15 protein-coding genes and 2 pseudogenes are annotated in these 15,424 nt (G+C 67.5%); 13 read left to right on the forward strand and 4 right to left on the reverse strand.

Annotation, left to right across the window (positions count from 1 at the left end; translation table 11 throughout):
• The first annotated feature begins 13 nt into the window (after window positions 1-13).
• The 5 genes and pseudogenes from JEK78_RS16955 to JEK78_RS16975 all read left to right on the forward strand — a co-directional run.
• The gene (locus JEK78_RS16955) at window positions 14-1,561 is read left to right on the forward strand and encodes an FAD-dependent monooxygenase (RefSeq protein ID WP_200260314.1); all 1,548 of its coding nucleotides are present in this window, start codon (window positions 14-16) and stop codon (window positions 1,559-1,561) included.
• Entirely contained in the window at window positions 1,546-2,244 is a 699-nt protein-coding gene (gene gntA, locus JEK78_RS16960; RefSeq protein WP_200260317.1) for a guanitoxin biosynthesis heme-dependent pre-guanitoxin N-hydroxylase GntA, read from the forward strand. The genes JEK78_RS16955 and gntA overlap by 16 nt, the downstream gene beginning before the upstream one ends.
• Window positions 2,225-3,187, forward strand: a complete 963-nt coding sequence (locus JEK78_RS16965) for a GNAT family N-acetyltransferase (protein ID WP_200260320.1) — start codon at window positions 2,225-2,227, stop codon at window positions 3,185-3,187. Before gntA ends, JEK78_RS16965 begins: the two co-directional genes overlap by 20 nt.
• A 114-nt stretch (window positions 3,188-3,301) precedes the next feature.
• Window positions 3,302-3,625 carry a hypothetical protein gene (locus tag JEK78_RS16970; protein ID WP_200260324.1) on the forward strand — a complete coding sequence of 108 codons (324 nt, stop codon included), beginning with the start codon at window positions 3,302-3,304 and terminating at the stop codon, window positions 3,623-3,625.
• A 315-nt stretch (window positions 3,626-3,940) separates the two neighbouring features.
• Window positions 3,941-4,207, forward strand: a pseudogene (locus JEK78_RS16975) (transposase); the annotation flags it as partial.
• 342 nt (window positions 4,208-4,549) lie between these two features.
• On the opposite strand, the gene JEK78_RS16980 reads toward JEK78_RS16975, so the two are convergent.
• Window positions 4,550-5,803 (reverse strand): IS4 family transposase, encoded by a 1,254-nt coding sequence (locus tag JEK78_RS16980; protein WP_200260327.1) that lies wholly within the window; start codon window positions 5,801-5,803, stop codon window positions 4,550-4,552.
• A gap of 83 nt (window positions 5,804-5,886) precedes the next feature.
• Here JEK78_RS16980 and JEK78_RS16985 point away from each other — a divergent pair, with 83 nt between their 5' ends.
• The 4 genes from JEK78_RS16985 (at window position 5,887) to JEK78_RS17000 (ending at window position 8,796) form a co-directional block, all read left to right on the forward strand.
• Window positions 5,887-6,333, forward strand: coding sequence for an IS3 family transposase (locus JEK78_RS16985; RefSeq protein ID WP_200260330.1), 447 nt, complete (start codon window positions 5,887-5,889; stop codon window positions 6,331-6,333).
• 59 nt (window positions 6,334-6,392) lie between these two features.
• Window positions 6,393-7,646: an IS4 family transposase gene (locus JEK78_RS16990; RefSeq protein ID WP_200258339.1), complete on the forward strand. Its 1,254-nt coding sequence runs from the start codon at window positions 6,393-6,395 to the stop codon at window positions 7,644-7,646.
• Between the two features lie 213 nt (window positions 7,647-7,859).
• Window positions 7,860-8,306: an integrase core domain-containing protein gene (locus JEK78_RS16995; RefSeq protein WP_200260333.1), complete on the forward strand. Its 447-nt coding sequence runs from the start codon at window positions 7,860-7,862 to the stop codon at window positions 8,304-8,306.
• Window positions 8,212-8,796 carry a type ISP restriction/modification enzyme gene (locus tag JEK78_RS17000; RefSeq protein WP_200260336.1) on the forward strand — a complete coding sequence of 195 codons (585 nt, stop codon included), beginning with the start codon at window positions 8,212-8,214 and terminating at the stop codon, window positions 8,794-8,796. Before JEK78_RS16995 ends, JEK78_RS17000 begins: the two co-directional genes overlap by 95 nt.
• Window positions 8,797-8,954: 158 nt before the next feature.
• Here the strand turns inward: JEK78_RS17000 and JEK78_RS17005 are convergent, their stop codons facing one another.
• A complete protein-coding gene (locus JEK78_RS17005; protein ID WP_200260339.1) occupies window positions 8,955-9,626 on the reverse strand; it encodes a Type 1 glutamine amidotransferase-like domain-containing protein in 672 nt (223 codons plus the stop codon).
• 395 nt (window positions 9,627-10,021) lie between these two features.
• Between JEK78_RS17005 and JEK78_RS17010 the strand changes: the two genes are divergently transcribed.
• Window positions 10,022-11,764 carry an IS1182 family transposase gene (locus tag JEK78_RS17010; RefSeq protein ID WP_200264119.1) on the forward strand — a complete coding sequence of 581 codons (1,743 nt, stop codon included), beginning with the start codon at window positions 10,022-10,024 and terminating at the stop codon, window positions 11,762-11,764.
• An 88-nt stretch (window positions 11,765-11,852) separates the two neighbouring features.
• Entirely contained in the window at window positions 11,853-12,923 is a 1,071-nt protein-coding gene (locus JEK78_RS17015) for an XRE family transcriptional regulator (protein WP_242483114.1), read from the forward strand.
• A 172-nt stretch (window positions 12,924-13,095) separates the two neighbouring features.
• Here the strand turns inward: JEK78_RS17015 and JEK78_RS17020 are convergent, their stop codons facing one another.
• Together JEK78_RS17020 and JEK78_RS17025 are read right to left on the reverse strand one after the other, a co-directional pair.
• A complete protein-coding gene (locus JEK78_RS17020) occupies window positions 13,096-13,518 on the reverse strand; it encodes a hypothetical protein (protein ID WP_200259772.1) in 423 nt (140 codons plus the stop codon).
• Window positions 13,515-14,344: pseudogene (locus JEK78_RS17025) on the reverse strand (IS5 family transposase). The gene JEK78_RS17020 and the pseudogene JEK78_RS17025 overlap by 4 nt, the downstream one beginning before the upstream one ends.
• A gap of 169 nt (window positions 14,345-14,513) precedes the next feature.
• Here JEK78_RS17025 and JEK78_RS17030 point away from each other — a divergent pair.
• On the forward strand, window positions 14,514-14,894 hold the full coding sequence (locus JEK78_RS17030; protein ID WP_242483115.1) for a hypothetical protein: 381 nt from the start codon (window positions 14,514-14,516) through the stop codon (window positions 14,892-14,894).
• Between the two features lie 171 nt (window positions 14,895-15,065).
• Entirely contained in the window at window positions 15,066-15,422 is a 357-nt protein-coding gene (locus JEK78_RS17035) for a hypothetical protein (RefSeq protein ID WP_200260345.1), read from the forward strand.
• Window positions 15,423-15,424: the final 2 nt, after the last annotated feature.

Raw genomic sequence — 15,424 nt, forward strand, 5'->3', positions numbered from 1 at the left:
GAGGAGGATCAGCATGCCCGTCGATGAGAACCTGCCGTCCCATTGCCAGACCCTGATCGTGGGGGGAGGGCTCGCCGGGCTCGAGCTGGCGAAGGAACTGTCCCGGCAGGGTGTGAGGGACACTCTGGTGCTGGAGGCCGGACCGGTCGGTGACCCGAGGCACGTGAACTACCTCAACCCGCCAGAGGAGGCGCTGCGGATGTGGCTCGACTCCGCGGCCGATCCATACTTCCGTCAGCCGTGGAGTTCCGCGACTCCACCGCACTACCGGGGTACCTCCGGGGTGCGCCGACGACTCGGCGGACGCTCCCTCTATTGGTACGGCGTGATGCTTCCTTTGGAGGACTGGGCGCTGGCCGAGCCTTGGTGGCCCGCCCAGATCATTTCCGACCTCCGCGATTCCTGGCAGGGAGGGCCGGGACTGTACCAGCGCATCGGCACCTTGCTGAGTGAGTGGCAGCAGACGACCGGCGCACAGCCGGTTAACGGGACCGCGGAGGCTGTGGCCGAGGGAATCAGGACCGGTGAGACACGATGGCTGGCCACGCCTCTCGCCAGGATCACGGATGCCGGTGACCTGGAGGCCGAGCGGTGGCGTGCCTACACGCCGGTCGAACACTGGTGGGACGCGGATTCTGGTGCTCGTCGTGTCCCTCTGCCAGGCGTGCGCCTCTGCACCGACGTAGAGGTGACCAACGTGGTGGTGCGTGACGGCCTGGCACGTGGCGTCGTCGCACGGGTCGGCGAGTCGGGGGAGGAGGTGGAAATCGCTTCCGACCGCGTCGTGTTGTGCGCCGGGACCCTGGAGACAAGCCGGCTGGCGATCCAGGCGCTGTACCGTGCGACCGAGCCGGGTTCTGCCCGCTTGACGGGGCTGGCCGACCATATCGTGCAGGGGGTCTCCCTTCGGCTCGAAGGGGATTCCGCTCAGCGTGTACTCAAAGAAGTCCCGCCCGGATCATACTTTTCGCCCGGCGTTGCGGAAGCCAGATCTAATATGTTTCTGGACGTGCATCGTCTGGCTCACGATGCGGCGGTGTTGGAGATACGGGCGATGGGTGAACAGATGCCCAGTCCTGACAGCTACGTCGAATGCATACCTGCGGGAGCATTCCCGTGGGAGATGTCGGTTTACTCTGTGCCGTCGGCTGTCGACCGGGACCTCATCAACGCTCAGCAGCACCTCCTGAGCGCCGTCTATGAGGAGCTTTGTGAGCTGAGCGGTACAGCGCCAGTCGAGCTTCTTTTCAGTAGCTACGATGAACCGGAGTGCAATAATTCCGTAGTCCTTCCGGAATTTGTGCGATCTCTTGTTCCTGGTCGACCGGTCACATGGGCGAACTCCCTGGGAACCGAAGATCATGAAGGTGGTACGCTGCCTCTTGGCCGGCTTCTGGGCGAGGACCAGCAGTTTCGGGGGATCCGAGGTCTCTTTGCCGCTGGGCCAGTCGTGTTTCCCCGATTGGGCGCGGCCAACCCCTCGCTCACCACCCTCGCCCTCGTACACCGTCTTGCTGTGACACTGGCGCTGCCGAAGGAACGGGGGTGCGCGGAGTGGTAGTGGTTGATCGGAGTGCAGTGCACCAGGAATTCCGCGCCATGATGCTGAGCGGCACGTTTCCCTGCCTCGGCGGCGCATCGGCTATCAGGCGTGGCCAGTATCGCTTTGGGTGGTATCCACGGCTGGGGTCGGCTGAGGCGGTGTCGAGCTGCGCCGAGGATCTAACACGGTTCGTGGTCGATTTTCCCGAGTCGGCCCATCCAGTGGCTGTGCACGTTGCTGTGTTCGACGGTCCAGGTGGGCTCGGTGAAGAGGAATTCGAACTGCTTCTCTGGCGCCAGTTGGCATGTATGCGGCTGGCTGACGAGGCGGGCGGATGTGCCGGTGGTCCGGCGAGTGCAGAATTGAGTGACGAACTGGCGGACCCCGGATTCTTCTTCGGGCACCGGAACTTCTTTGTGGTAGGTATGCACTCCGGGTCATCTCGCAAGGCGCGCACCTTCCCCTGGCCGGCATTGATCTTCAATTCTCTCTCACACATGGGGCCGTTGCAGCAAGTGGGCAGCTATGTCTCGATGCAGGAGAAGATCCGGTTGCGGGACCGTCGCCTGCAGGGCTCAATCAATCCTTCGCTGTCCAGCCCTCGCGTCGCCCAGTTCTCCGGACGAGCGGTCACTTCGGACTGGAAGTGTCCCGTGGATCTGACGGAAGAGAGGCCAGGTCATGACCACGAGCGCCGGTGACCGGTCGGGTATCAAGATCGTGCAGGTGAGTGTCGGTGAAGCCCTGGAGCGCGACTGGAGTGATCCGTCACTGGACATCGACATCGTCAAGGTGCGGCTCACCACACTCGAGCACCAGCGGGAGCTCGAGGCTGCGGGTTTCCTCGTCAAGCCGACCTGGGTGAACTGGATCGCCCCGCTCCTGGATTCGGAGTCGGACTTTTTGGAGCGACTTCACTTCAAGGAGAGGCAAAGCATCCGTCAGGCTAGGTGTGGTGCGGAGGCGAAGGGAATCAAATGGGTCACCCTCCCAGAAGTCACCAGCAGTGATCTTGAGGCATTTCTGGAGCTCTACGACCGGCAGGTGGCGCGCATGGTGCGGGGAGTTAACTACGCGCGCCGTCAGCAGCGCCAGATGCTGCGCAATCTCGACTCTCTCCTCGCGGTCTACGCCTACGCCGACGACGGTCTCGTAGGCGGATGCCTGGGCTGGTTGCGCCCCGATCAGTCGATGGTGCAGCTCAGGTTCTCCGCTTTCGAGGATTCCGCTCGTCAGGGAATGCTGTCCCGTGTGGTCTACATGGCCGTGCTGGACGCGGCGAGGAGCCGGGGCTTCACCTGGGGATCTCTGGGGAATGACCCATCCTTGTTCGGACACACGGCACAACCCGGTCTGTTTCGGTTCAAGGCCCGTCTCGGATTCACGCCGATTCCCACGCAGGCCATCCCGCCGCAGGTCACCGGGGACGAAGCCGAGCTGGTCGTGCGTATGAGCACGCTGGCCGATCCCTCCATCTCGCTGGCCTACGACGGTGACAAGCCGGCCGCCGGCAGCGACGGGCTCCCTAAGGCCATACCTCTTCGTGCTGTGCAGTACTCCAGCAGTGAAGAGTCGCCGCAGAGCTCTTGGCTCTCGAGTTGTCCCATCTCTGTGGAGTGCCGGCGGATTGCCGCTTCCAGCTGATCCCTCCCGGTCTCGCCGCGGCCCCGTTGTGGTTGCGTACGCCCATGGTCTGCGCGGCAAGGACGACTTGCACGAGGGAGCCGAGGCAGTACGGCTTTGCGGTGGATCCCGCGGATGCTTCGGGCTCGTCTGTCGGTGAAGCCGCTTCGGGAGATCGACGTGCCGGTGTCGGCTGACCCGGGAAGGGTACGGGTGCGGGCAGAGGGCGGGCGGCTGCTGGTCGCCTGGGTCGAGGGAGGCATGTATCCGCGGTGGTCGCACGCGGTGGACGTGGCGACCGGCGGAGTCACCTCGTACAAGGAACCCGACCGGCTGCTGCCCCAATGCGAGCGGGACGTTGCCTGCTCCGACAGTCGCGTCATGGCGGCCAGTGCCGACGGGCCGATCGTGGCCATGGGCGGGGGGAGGCTTCGGCACGCCCGGCGGCTGGTTCAGTGATGACGTCCGACCCGACGGCGTGGACGCGAGGACGGGCCTCCTTGGTACCTGGAGCGGCGACGTGTACGGCGTAGGGGACGGCCGATTTTCGTCCGGTGGGAGGGGGGCGGAAAGTACGGGGCGGGCGTCGGTCCGGTCTGGTCGGTGCATGATCTAGGTACGGGCAGGATCCAGGCCCGGGCGGAGTGCGGATACGACGGGGCGAGGCAGTTCGATGTGGCCCGTGACTATCCAGTGGTCACCTGAGCTGCACTGGTTCTCGTGGAGTCCTTGAAGCTTGGGTTACGCTTCCAGGCGTAAGGAGAACCACGAGCAATGCCAGCACCCCGTAAATATCCTGATGAGCTGCGTGAGCGCGCGGTGCGCGAGGTCCGCTCGAGCGGACGTCCCATCGCGCACGTCGCCCGCGACCTTGGCATCCACAAGGAGGCCCTGCGCGGCTGGGTCCGCCAGGCCGAGGCGGACGCCGGTGAACGCGACGACCGGCTGACGACTGCCGAGCGCGAGGAGTTGAAGGAACTCCGAAAGGAGAATGCCGAGTTGAGGCGGGCCAACGAAATCCTGAAGGCCGCCTCGGTGTTTTTTGCCCAGGAGATCGACCGTCCCCGGACGAGGCCGAGCAGGTGATCGACCACCTGCGCGACAAGGGCCTCGGGGTCGATCCCGTCTGCCGGGTGCTGGACCCAATGCCACGTAGCGTAAGTTGATCAAGCTGTCCGGGTGGTCTGCTCTGGCAGGTTGACCAGGCGTACGGTGGGTGGCCCAGCGTGGCGGACACCGCGGTCGTCGGGTCGTTTTGCCGCGAATCGGCTGCGTCGTACGCGTTTGACCTTGCGGAGGTAACTGCGGTGGCGGCGCCGGGGGTTGAGGTGGCGTTTGCGGGTGATCTCCCGCTGGATCTCGGTGACGGCGGCAGCCAGGTCCTCAGGGGGAAACGGCCGCCGGATCGGCGATCCGGCGGCGCACGATCCGCAGCGTGCGGGTGGGGCTGAGCCGGTCGGGGTCGAGCCCGGCCTCCGAGGCCGCCCGGCACATCAGAGCGGCGAGGGTGTACTGCGTCAGCAGCAGCCCGAACACCTCCTGTTCGACCAGCTCGGGGCTCTTGGAGCGCAGCATCCGGCCGACCGGGTCGAGCAGCTCCTTCAAGATCTTGTTGACGGTCTCGTGCTCCCACCGCTCGGCATAGGTGTGTGCCAGCAGAGGTGCGGGATGGGCGGCGGGGTCGGTGAGCGTGGTGAGCAGGCAGAACAGCTCGCGGTCGGTCGTGTCCCCGCGGTCTTCGACCTCGTACTCCACCACCCGTACCAGCCGGGCCCGTTCGGGGTCGGGTTCTGCTCCGGCGCGGGCGGCCTGGAGCAGGCGCGCGCGGGCGGCGGTCGTGACCGACGGCGCGTAGATGAGCGCCAGGTAGGAGCCGTCGCCCAGGTCCTTCACCCTGGGCAGTTCCGGGCCGGCTCCGACCCGCCACAGCAGCTCGGCCCCGGTCTGCGCGGCCCGGCACCACAGATCGAAGCCGAAGAGCCCGGCGTCCGCGGTGGCCAGCATGCCCTCCTCGAGGTAGTCGAGCAGACCGGCGAGCAGGGTGCGCTCGCCGCTGCCCTTGCCGTGGCACGGGGCGATCTCGGCGGCCAGCGGAGCGCGGGGTCCGTCCTCGATCAGAGTGAGCAGACGCAGCTGGGGGAAAGCGGAGCGCTCGCCGGCCGATCCGGGGTAACCGTAGGCGCCCGCGTTGGAGGGGGTGTCGGGCATGTCGAGGGTGGTGCCGTCGAAGGAGACCAGCCGCAGGCTGCCCAGATGGGCGCCGACGGTCAGCAGATCGGCGACCGGCACCGCGGTGCGGCGGAAGACCTCGCGCATCACCTGCGGGCCCAGCCGCTTGCGGGCCTGGGTAATCGCGCTGGCAGTGGGCACGGGATCGCCGCTGCGGCAGGCACCCAGGCGGGCCAGTGGCTCGATCATGCGGGCGGCGACCTCCTCGTAGTCCTCGCCGCGGAACAGCGCCAAGCCCATGACCAGGTAGACCACCACATGCGGGGGCAGCTTGCCGTCGGAGCGGCGAGCCTGCCTGCCGTACTCGGCCACCACCTCGTCGATCACATCACGCGAGACATCGGCGGCCAGGACCCCCACGGAGACCAGATCCTGCAACTTCCGTTCCCGCAACGCGTCCTGATCCATGCCCGGCACGGTAGCCAACCCGACGGGCGGGGTGACGCGAACCCACCCCAACAACAAGATCAACTTACGCTACGTGGCATTGGGTGCTGGACCTGTCACCGTCGACGTACTTCGCGCGCAAGACGCGGCCGAAGTCGGCTCGCCGGCTCCGCGATGAGGAGCTGATTCCGCTAATCACAGGCGTTTGGGAGGACTCCGGCCACACCTACGGCGCCCGCCGCATCACCCGCGCGCTGGTCCGCGCCGGCCACCGCGTCGCCCGCTGCACGGTCGAGCGGCTGATGGGCGAGCTCGGTATCGAGGGCGTCATCCGCGGACAGCGCCGCCGCACCACGGTCCCCGAACCGGCCGCGCCGCGCCCGCCGGACCTGGTCAACCGCCGCTTCACCGCCGAGCGGCCCAACCAGCTCTGGCTGGCAGATCTCACCTACATCCGCACATGGTCGGGGTGGGTCTACGTGGCGTTCGTCCTGGACGCGTACTCACGCCGGATCGTGGGCTGGCAGGCAATGCCACGTAGCGTAAGTTGATCTTGTTGTTGGGGTGGGTTCGCGTCACCCCGCCCGTCGGGTTGGCTACCGTGCCGGGCATGGATCAGGACGCGTTGCGGGAACGGAAGTTGCAGGATCTGGTCTCCGTGGGGGTCCTGGCCGCCGATGTCTCGCGTGATGTGATCGACGAGGTGGTGGCCGAGTACGGCAGGCAGGCTCGCCGCTCCGACGGCAAGCTGCCCCCGCATGTGGTGGTCTACCTGCTCATGGGCTTGGCGCTGTTCCGCGGCGAGGACTACGAGGAGGTCGCCGCCCGCATGATCGAGCCACTGGCCCGCCTGGGTGCCTGCCGCAGCGGCGATCCCGTGCCCACTGCCAGCGCGATTACCCAGGCCCGCAAGCGGCTGGGCCCGCAGGTGATGCGCGAGGTCTTCCGCCGCACCGCGGTGCCGGTCGCCGATCTGCTGACCGTCGGCGCCCATCTGGGCAGCCTGCGGCTGGTCTCCTTCGACGGCACCACCCTCGACATGCCCGACACCCCCTCCAACGCGGGCGCCTACGGTTACCCCGGATCGGCCGGCGAGCGCTCCGCTTTCCCCCAGCTGCGTCTGCTCACTCTGATCGAGGACGGACCCCGCGCTCCGCTGGCCGCCGAGATCGCCCCGTGCCACGGCAAGGGCAGCGGCGAGCGCACCCTGCTCGCCGGTCTGCTCGACTACCTCGAGGAGGGCATGCTGGCCACCGCGGACGCCGGGCTCTTCGGCTTCGATCTGTGGTGCCGGGCCGCGCAGACCGGGGCCGAGCTGCTGTGGCGGGTCGGAGCCGGCCCGGAACTGCCCAGGGTGAAGGACCTGGGCGACGGCTCCTACCTGGCGCTCATCTACGCGCCGTCGGTCACAACCGCCGCCCGCGCGCGCCTGCTCCAGGCCGCCCGCGCCGGAGCAGAACCCGACCCCGAACGGGCCCGGCTGGTACGGGTGGTGGAGTACGAGGTCGAAGACCGCGGGGACACGACCGACCGCGAGCTGTTCTGCCTGCTCACCACGCTCACCGACCCCGCCGCCCATCCCGCACCTCTGCTGGCACACACCTATGCCGAGCGGTGGGAGCACGAGACCGCCAACAAGATCTTGAAGGAGCTGCTCGACCCGGTCGGCCGGATGCTGCGCTCCAAGAGCCCCGAGCTGGTCGAACAGGAGGTGTTCGGGCTGCTGCTGACGCAGTACACCCTCGCCGCTCTGATGTGCCGGGCGGCCTCGGAGGCCGGGCTCGACCCCGACCGGCTCAGCCCCACCCGCACGCTGCGGATCGTGCGCCGCCGGATCGCCGATCCGGCGGCCGTTTCCCCCTGAGGACCTGGCTGCCGCCGTCACCGAGATCCAGCGGGAGATCACCCGCAAACGCCACCTCAACCCCCGGCGCCGCCACCGCAGTTACCCCCGCAAGGTCAAACGCGTACGACGCAGCCGATTCGCGGCAAAACGACCCGACGACCGCGGTGTCCGCCACGCTGGGCCACCCACCGTACGCCTGGTCAACCTGCCAGAGCAGACCACCCGGACAGCTTGATCAACTTACGCTACGTGGCATTGGGCTGGCAGGCCGCCACGCACATGCGCACGGACCTGCCACTGGACGCGCTGGAGATGGCGCTGTGGAGGCAGAAGATCAAGAAGGACGCCGAGCTCATCCACCACAGCGACAGAGGGTCGCAATACGTGTCCATTCGCTATACGGAACGTCTCACGGAGGTCGGGGCTTCCGCGTCGGTGGGGTCCGTCGCGGACAGCTATGACAACGCGATGGCCGAAGCCCTGAACGGCACGTTCAAGGCCGAACTGATCGAGCATCAGGGGCCATGGCGGGACTTCGACCAGGTCGAGCGGGCCGTCTTCCAGTGGGTCGCGTGGTACAACAGTGAACGCCTCCACTCCGCCCTCGACTACGTACCGCCCGACGAGTACGAACAGGCGCACTGGGCGCAACTGCACGAAGTCCCGCAGACCGCTTGATCACACGATCGCGGACTCTACGAAACTCGGGGCAGCTCACTTCCGCGGCTTCGCCGATGCCGGCCGAAAGCTTGCCGACATCCACCTCAACTACGAGTCCGCAGAGCCATACGCCGGGATCGTGGAGACGCCTGCCAGCCCCGGGGAGACGCCCCCGTCCGAGCTGTACCGCGTGTCAACCGGCAAGATGAGGTTCCCCTCACGTAACGGCGAGAGGGATAAGACGACGATCATTTACAACAACCGCGTTACGCTCTCCAACATCCCTGAAGAGGCGTACCGCTACCAGCTCGGTTCTCGTTCCGCCATCGAGTGGATCATCGATCGCTACTACGTCAAGACCGACAAGCCGAGCGGCATCGTCAACGACCCCAATGACTGGTCCGACGATCCGCGATACATCATCGACCTCCTCAAGAGGATTGTGACCGTCAGCCTGGAGACGATGAAGATCGTGGACGGACTTCCGCTGCTGGACATTCTGGAGTAGCTGCTCTGGCGCCGTGGTAGCGGGACAGCTCTACGAGGCTGTGCCGCTACCACGGCGCATCGACTGACAGCAAACATTGCACACCGCACGGTTCGTGCCATCGAATCCTGATTACTCCGTATAGATCGAGGCACTACCTGCGTATCGGGGCAAGATCGTCACACGGTGTCAGACGGGAAGCCCAACACCCGGCCGCCCGAGGTGAACTGCAAGCACGCCTGCTCGCCCAGTGCTCGGGGTTCCCCGTTCGCGTCCAGCCGGATTCCGCTGTTCTCTGGGAGTGCCCAGAGAGCGGGCGCCCGCAGTTCGGCAGCGAGGCGAAGCGCACCGGCACGGGCTGCGGCTGTGTCCTGGGAATGGGCCAGGATGCTGGCGCCGCCGAGCAGGTTCAGACCCTCGTTGCTGCGTGCCGAATGCTCCTCGGGCGGCGCGGTCAGGATCGTGGCGCCACATACGATCGCGCCCGCGCTGCCGCCGCACAAGAGGCCGCCCCGCGACACGTGCCGAGCGATCAGGTCATCCAGGCCGGTGGCGAGCAGCGTGTCCAGGAGGCGGCCCGTGTCTCCGCCACCGATGTAGATTGCGCCGAACTCCTTTCCCTCGGCGGCGGCTCGTGAGGGATTTTCCGGCATGATGATCTCGGCGAATGCCTCGCCGTACGCCGCTTCGAACCATGCTGCGCAGCCCGGCCAGCGCTGCGGCACCATCGCGTACGGGAGATACAAAACCCGGCTCACACCCGCCGCGTGGGCGGCAGTGACGAAGGCTCGATCGATTGCCTGGTGGCCGTCGCCGCCGCCGTCAATGAAGATGCGCGGAGTGCTGATCATGTCGTGAGCCTCTCACTGTGGCAGCCTGCGGCCAACAGGTTTCGGGCAGCGGGCAGGAGGGGCGAAGCCACGCGAGGAAGCCGGGCCTGACGCAGGGACCGTTAACTCTTGGCGACAGACCTTCTGAATTCGGGCTCGCGGTCCGTACTCTGGCCAAAATGCTCCGATCAGCGAGGAGATCGACGTGGGTGAGAGCTTGATGCTGGGGGACCGGCTCCGGGTGGCACGTAAGACGCGGGGGCTGTCCGCCGCGCAGCTTGCCCAGCGGGTCGCGGTCTCGCCCAGCCGACTCTGTTGCGCATTTTGCTGCGGGGTGCTCGTCGGGTCGGGGATGATCGTTCCGTTGGGTCCTGCCGGGTTGTTGCGGGGCCCGGGGAGGACGGTGCTCGGTGTCGATGCGGCCGCAGGGGTTACCAGAGGTTCCGGAGTTGACGGCGGCGGTGGCCGCGGTGGTGTTCCCGGACGGCTCGCTGGCGATGCGGGTTCGGGAGGAGTTGGCGGGGGTGTTCGCGGACGAGCCGTTCGCGGAGGCGTTCGGTGCGCGCGGGCCGGCGGGATTGTCGCCGGGGATGCTGGCGCTGGTCACGGTGTTGCAGTTCGCGGAGAACCTGACCGACCGGCAGGCCGCGGAGGCGGTGCGTGAGCGCCTGTCGTGGAAGTACGCGCTGGGACTGGAGTTGACCGACACCGGTTTCGACTTCACGGTGCTGGCGAGGTTCCGGGCTCGGCTGGTCGAGCACGGCATGGAGCGCTTGGTCTTCGACCGGCTGCTGGAGCACTGCCGCGGCAAGGGCCTGGTCGGCGCGGGCGGGAAACAGCGCACGGACTCCACGCACGTGATCAGTGCGGTGCGGGACCTGAACCGTCTGGAGCTGGCCGGGGAGAGCGTGCGCGCGGTGCTGGAGGCGCTGGCCGGTGCGGCGCCGTCCTGGCTGGCGGGCCGGTTCGGGGCTGAGCGGGTCGCCGAGTGGGAGCTGCGGTATGCGGCCCGCGTGGATTCCTGGCGGCTGCCGTCGTCGAAGACCAGGCGGGACCGGCTCGCCGAGGTCTACGGGCAGGACGCGCTCGTGCTGCTGCGCGCCGTGCGCGAGCCGGATGCCCCCGCTTGGCTGCGCGAAGTGGAGCCGGTGGAGTTGCTGCGGCGGATCTTCGTGCAGACCTACCACGTCACCTGCAACGCCCGGGGACGGGAGGTGGTCAGGAAGCGGGAGGCCGACAGTGACGGCGTCCCGCCCGGACAACTGCGGCTCGCCTCGCCCTACGACGCGGATGCCCGCTGGTCGGCGAAGGGAGACGAGCTGTTCTGGTGCGGCTACAAGGTCCACCTCACCGAGACCTGCGACAACGACAACGGCACTGACGGTGCGGGCGGCACTGACGGCACCGCTCCCGCCGCGGCCGGCGCCCCGCACCTGATCACGGACGTGGCCACCACCGCCTCGACCGCGCCGGACGTGACTGCCACCGCCGCCATCCAGCACCGCCTGGCCGAACGCCAGGTCAAGCCGGGCGAGCACTACCTCGACTCCGGCTACCCCTCCGCCGACCTCGTCACCGACGCGGCCCGCGACGGCATCACCATGATCACCCCGCTCCTCGGCGACCACTCCCGCCAGGCACGGGAGGCCGAGGGCTTCGACAAGGCCGCGTTCCGGATCGACTGGAACACCCGCCAGGTGACCTGCCCCGAGGGCAGCACCAGCACCGGCTGGTATCCCGTGCAACAGCACGGCCGCGACGCCATCGTGATCGCCTTCGCCGGCGGTGACTGCCGCCCCTGCCCCTCCCGCGAGCGGTGCACCGCTGCCGTCCGCGGCAATCGCATGCTCACCCTGCGGCCCCGCGAGGTCCACGAGCACGTCACCGCCGCCCGCGCCGAGCAGAAGAGCGACACCTGGCAGGCCAAGTACGCCCTGCGTGCAGGTGTCGAGGGCACCATCAACCAGGCCCTCGACGTCACCGGGATGCGCCGGGCCCGCTACCGCGGCCTGCCCAAGGTCACCCTCCAACACGCCTTCTCCGCCACCGCGATCAACATCATCCGGCTCGACGCCCACTGGGCCAGCCGCCAGCCCCACCGCACCAGACGATCCTGGACAAGCCGCCTGTCCCGCCTCGTCTACCAACTCGCCGCGTAGCACCAGCCAAAATGCGCAACAGAGTCCCAGCCTGATACAAAAGCTGGAGTCTGGCGCGCGCAAGGCGACGCCGAGCCTGATCTTGGCGTTGGCGCGGGCGCTGCACTTCGGCCCTGAGGTGCTGACCGGGCAGCCGTACTACGGAGACCCGGAGGCCGAGGGCGGGGTGCACTCCGTCATCCCGGAGCTGCGGCGCATCCTGCTGTGCTTCGACACCCCCGACGAGTTGGAGACGCGTCCACGCGCTCTGCCGGTCCTGGCTTCAGAGGTGGACCAGATCGCGGCTCTGCGGCGTGACGCCCGGTACGTGCCGATGGGATCGTTGCTGCCTCCGGTGATCACCGAGCTGACGCACGTGGCGCTCGGTGCGCGCAACGACGAACAGCAGAAGGCGTTCTGGCACCTGGCCCGCGCCTACCGCGCGGTGAACAGCCTGGCCCACAAGATGGGGCACCACGACCTCGGCAACACGGCTTTGGAGCGGGTTCGGTGGGCGGCCGACCGCAGCGGTGACCCTCTCATGCAAGTCACGGCCGGCTACCTGGTCGCGGGGTCGATGCTGCGGCAGGGCGCGACGGAGTCGGCGCGTCGCAAGCTCAAGGGGCTGCGCGAAGAGTTGGAGCGCTTCCAGCCAGAACGTTCGTACACCGACGACGCCTTGGCGGTCGATGGCGCGCTGGTGCTGAAGCTCGCCGTGGTGGAGTCGCGGGACAACAACCCTTATGTAGCTGAGGAGTTCCTCCAGGAGGCCGAGCAGGTCGCGCGCATGGCGGGCAACCGTGACAGCCTCGCCTACGAGATGAGCTTCGGGCCGACGAACACCAAGATTCACTCGGTGCACACGCTGATCGACACCGGTGATAGCGAGCAGGCCCTGGCCCGGCTCGCCCAATGGGGCCAGAGCGGAGCAGAGTGGGCGCCGCCAGCCACCACAGTGGGTGAGCGATCCAGCCACCACCACATCGATGTAGCCTCCGCACGCCTGGCGGAAGGCGACCGCGGCGGCGCGTTCGCCGATCTGAAGCGAGCACGGAAGATCGCACCGAACCACACCCGATTCCACCCATCCGTACGCGAAACGCTCGGCGCGCTGCTGCGCATGGACGCTCATCCGTCCGCCGAGCTGTCGGCGTTCGGCGCCTGGGCTGGCGTCGCTTAGCGCAACGGGCAAGTCTCTGCAGGGAGTTGACTTGAATTGGGTGCGGACAGTTTGTGCGCGCGCACCCGCTTCCAGCGTGGAATGGTCCTCTCAGAGTGCGGAACGTGAGCTCTTGTCCGTTTCGTGATTGAGGGTTGGGGAAGGACCGCTGGTCGTGGGTTCGGGGTGGCCTTCAGGTCTCGGGGCGGGTGAACAAGCCGGGTTCAGGTTCGACGAGGATGCCGCGGCTGACCAGGCGTTTCAGTTTGGAGCGGATGCCTTCGGTGTTCTTCGGGAGGGTCGGCAGGTCGAGGGCCTGGCAGAGGTCGCGGGCGCGCATCGGTCGGCCCTCGTCGGCCAGGGCGGTGAGGATCTGCTGGTAGGCGGGGTGGTCCGGGATGTCGGGGCGGTCCGGCTCAGTGGCGGGTGTGGGCAGTGGGAGAGCGAGGAGGGTCTTGCGGGTGATGCGCAGGTTCTCGCTCTCCGCGTCGATCTCGCCGAGCCGCACTCTGAGCTCCTCGATGCGGTCCCGGAACTGCCCGGCCTGGTCGGCTAGTTCACGCTCGCGGGTTTCGATGTGTTCCAGGATGGCTTTGACCTGTGGGTTCTCGCTCACGTGGTCCTCCAGGAAGCGAGGGTGGCTCCGGTGAGTCGGCGGCTCATCACGGAGGTCATCGCCCAGAAGACGCGGGATCGGGAGGAGGCGGGCCGGTGTTCGTAGTCGCGTACGAGACGGCGGTAGAACATCAGGATCCCGTTCGTCTGCTCCACGATCCACCGCTTGGCCTGCACGACGAAGCCCTTGCCGGCCGGGTTGCGCTCGACGATCTCGACGTCGATGCCCACGTTCTTGCCGTGATCGACGACCTTCTTCTTGAAGCCCTGGTCGACCAGGGCTTTGGCCACGGTGTCGCACTGCCCGGCGACACCGTCCAGCAGGGCGATGCCGGCGGTGTTCTCGTGCGCGGAGGCGGGCAGGACGACGCAGTCCACGACCAGGCCCAGTACGTCCACGGCCAGGCATCTCTTCCTCCCGGCACCCTTTTCGCGGCGTCCTTGCCGGTCGTCGTGGCCGGGACGCCGACTGCGGCGTGGATGCTCTGCGTGTCCAGGATCACCAGGCTCGGGTCGGCTAATCGTTTCCGCTTCTCTCGCAGATGCCAGCGCAGCAGGTCGTGAATGTCCTGGTCGGTGCCCTCGTCGCGCCAGAGGTAGAAGTAGTACTTCACCGCTCCGGGCGGGGGCATGTCGTGGGGCAGGAACTCCCACTGACACCCCGTGCGATTCTGGTAGAGGATGGCGTTCACGATCTCCCGCATCGCGTACTTCCCCTGATGCCCGCTGACCGACGGATGCCGGGCCTTCCACGCCGTGATCACGGGTTCGACGAGCTCCCACTGCTCATCGGTGAGATCACTCGGGTACGGCTTGCGCATGCTCATGCCACAACCCAAGCGAACCCCGAACGCCTGACCGGCAACGATGCCCCAACGTCACACCATCGAGCGATGACAAGACCGACAGAACGCCACATACCGCACTCTCACATCCAGTTGTGAGGGGGCCTTTCCTATGCAGGACGCGATACCGACCACTCGACTGCCGAGGTGGATGCCCATCGGCAACGAGCCGGAGTTGTGTCCCGCCGGTACGTGGTGGGACGCCATCCGCGCGCCTGAGCACGTGGGCCGCAGGGCTGTAGAACTCATCGAGGAGCAGGGGCTGCCCGTGGGGTCCGCCATCCTCGACGAGGGCGGCCGTGAACCACGTATGTACTTCTTGACGCCGGTCGGCACTGCGGCGCGGTGGGGGGAACCGGGCACCGTCGCGCTGGGACTGTCCTGCCACGTCCTGGTCCCGCCAGCCAAACACACATCCGGGCCCGGACTGTACTGGCACCGCCTCCCCACGAGCCCTCGCGCCCTGGCCGCACCTGACTTGCTTCACCGTGTCCTGATCAAGGCGCGCAGGGAGCGCGAAGGCACCCTCTAGGACTCGCTCCGCGGCCCAGGCTCATCGGCTCTGAAAGTTGTACCGCCGTGCTCCGTCGCCGCGGAGCGGTTAGACGCCGCCTCACCCGACTCCCCGTGGGGCGGTCCCCGCCGGTCCCCGGCGGAGGCAAGTGGTCGCTACAGCACATCCGACACACAGAGAGGATCAGCCATGCCTCAAGCCAGGCGAGAGAAGAAGGATCACCTCATCTACGCGGACGTCGTGGACTCCAAGTCCAAGGCGGGCGTGTGGATGGGGGAGCGTGCCTCCTTCCAGGAGAAGCAGGGCCGCATTATGGAGGCCCTCAAGGAGCGGACCGACTGGGTCGAGCTGAAGGACGCGGTCATGGTCATCGGCACCGACCCGGCCGGCATCACGGTCATCGTGCCGAACCCGACGCTGCCCGGCGTGATCGTCCTCGCTGACGGTGGCTCCCCGGCCACCTCTGCGAAGCTCCAGGCCGCCGCCGAGGAGCAGGTCCGCGAGGTCATGGGCGAACTCGGGATCGCCGAGGAAACGGCGGCCTAAGC

This window comes from Streptomyces sp. HSG2 (assembly GCF_016598575.1).
Lineage (GTDB): Bacteria > Actinomycetota > Actinomycetes > Streptomycetales > Streptomycetaceae > Streptomyces.

Coding starts and splice junctions, on each gene's coding strand:
- JEK78_RS17010 (WP_200264119.1), top strand. CDS start 10,022: ATGCGGCCGCAGGGGTTACCAGAGGTTCCGGAGTTGACGGCGGCGGTG.
- JEK78_RS17035 (WP_200260345.1), top strand. CDS start 15,066: ATGCCTCAAGCCAGGCGAGAGAAGAAGGATCACCTCATCTACGCGGAC.
- JEK78_RS16965 (WP_200260320.1), top strand. CDS start 2,225: ATGACCACGAGCGCCGGTGACCGGTCGGGTATCAAGATCGTGCAGGTG.
- JEK78_RS16990 (WP_200258339.1), top strand. CDS start 6,393: ATGGATCAGGACGCGTTGCGGGAACGGAAGTTGCAGGATCTGGTCTCC.
- JEK78_RS17030 (WP_242483115.1), top strand. CDS start 14,514: ATGCCCATCGGCAACGAGCCGGAGTTGTGTCCCGCCGGTACGTGGTGG.
- JEK78_RS16980 (WP_200260327.1), bottom strand. CDS start 5,803: ATGGATCAGGACGCGTTGCGGGAACGGAAGTTGCAGGATCTGGTCTCC.
- JEK78_RS17005 (WP_200260339.1), bottom strand. CDS start 9,626: ATGATCAGCACTCCGCGCATCTTCATTGACGGCGGCGGCGACGGCCAC.
- JEK78_RS16955 (WP_200260314.1), top strand. CDS start 14: ATGCCCGTCGATGAGAACCTGCCGTCCCATTGCCAGACCCTGATCGTG.
- JEK78_RS16970 (WP_200260324.1), top strand. CDS start 3,302: ATGCTTCGGGCTCGTCTGTCGGTGAAGCCGCTTCGGGAGATCGACGTG.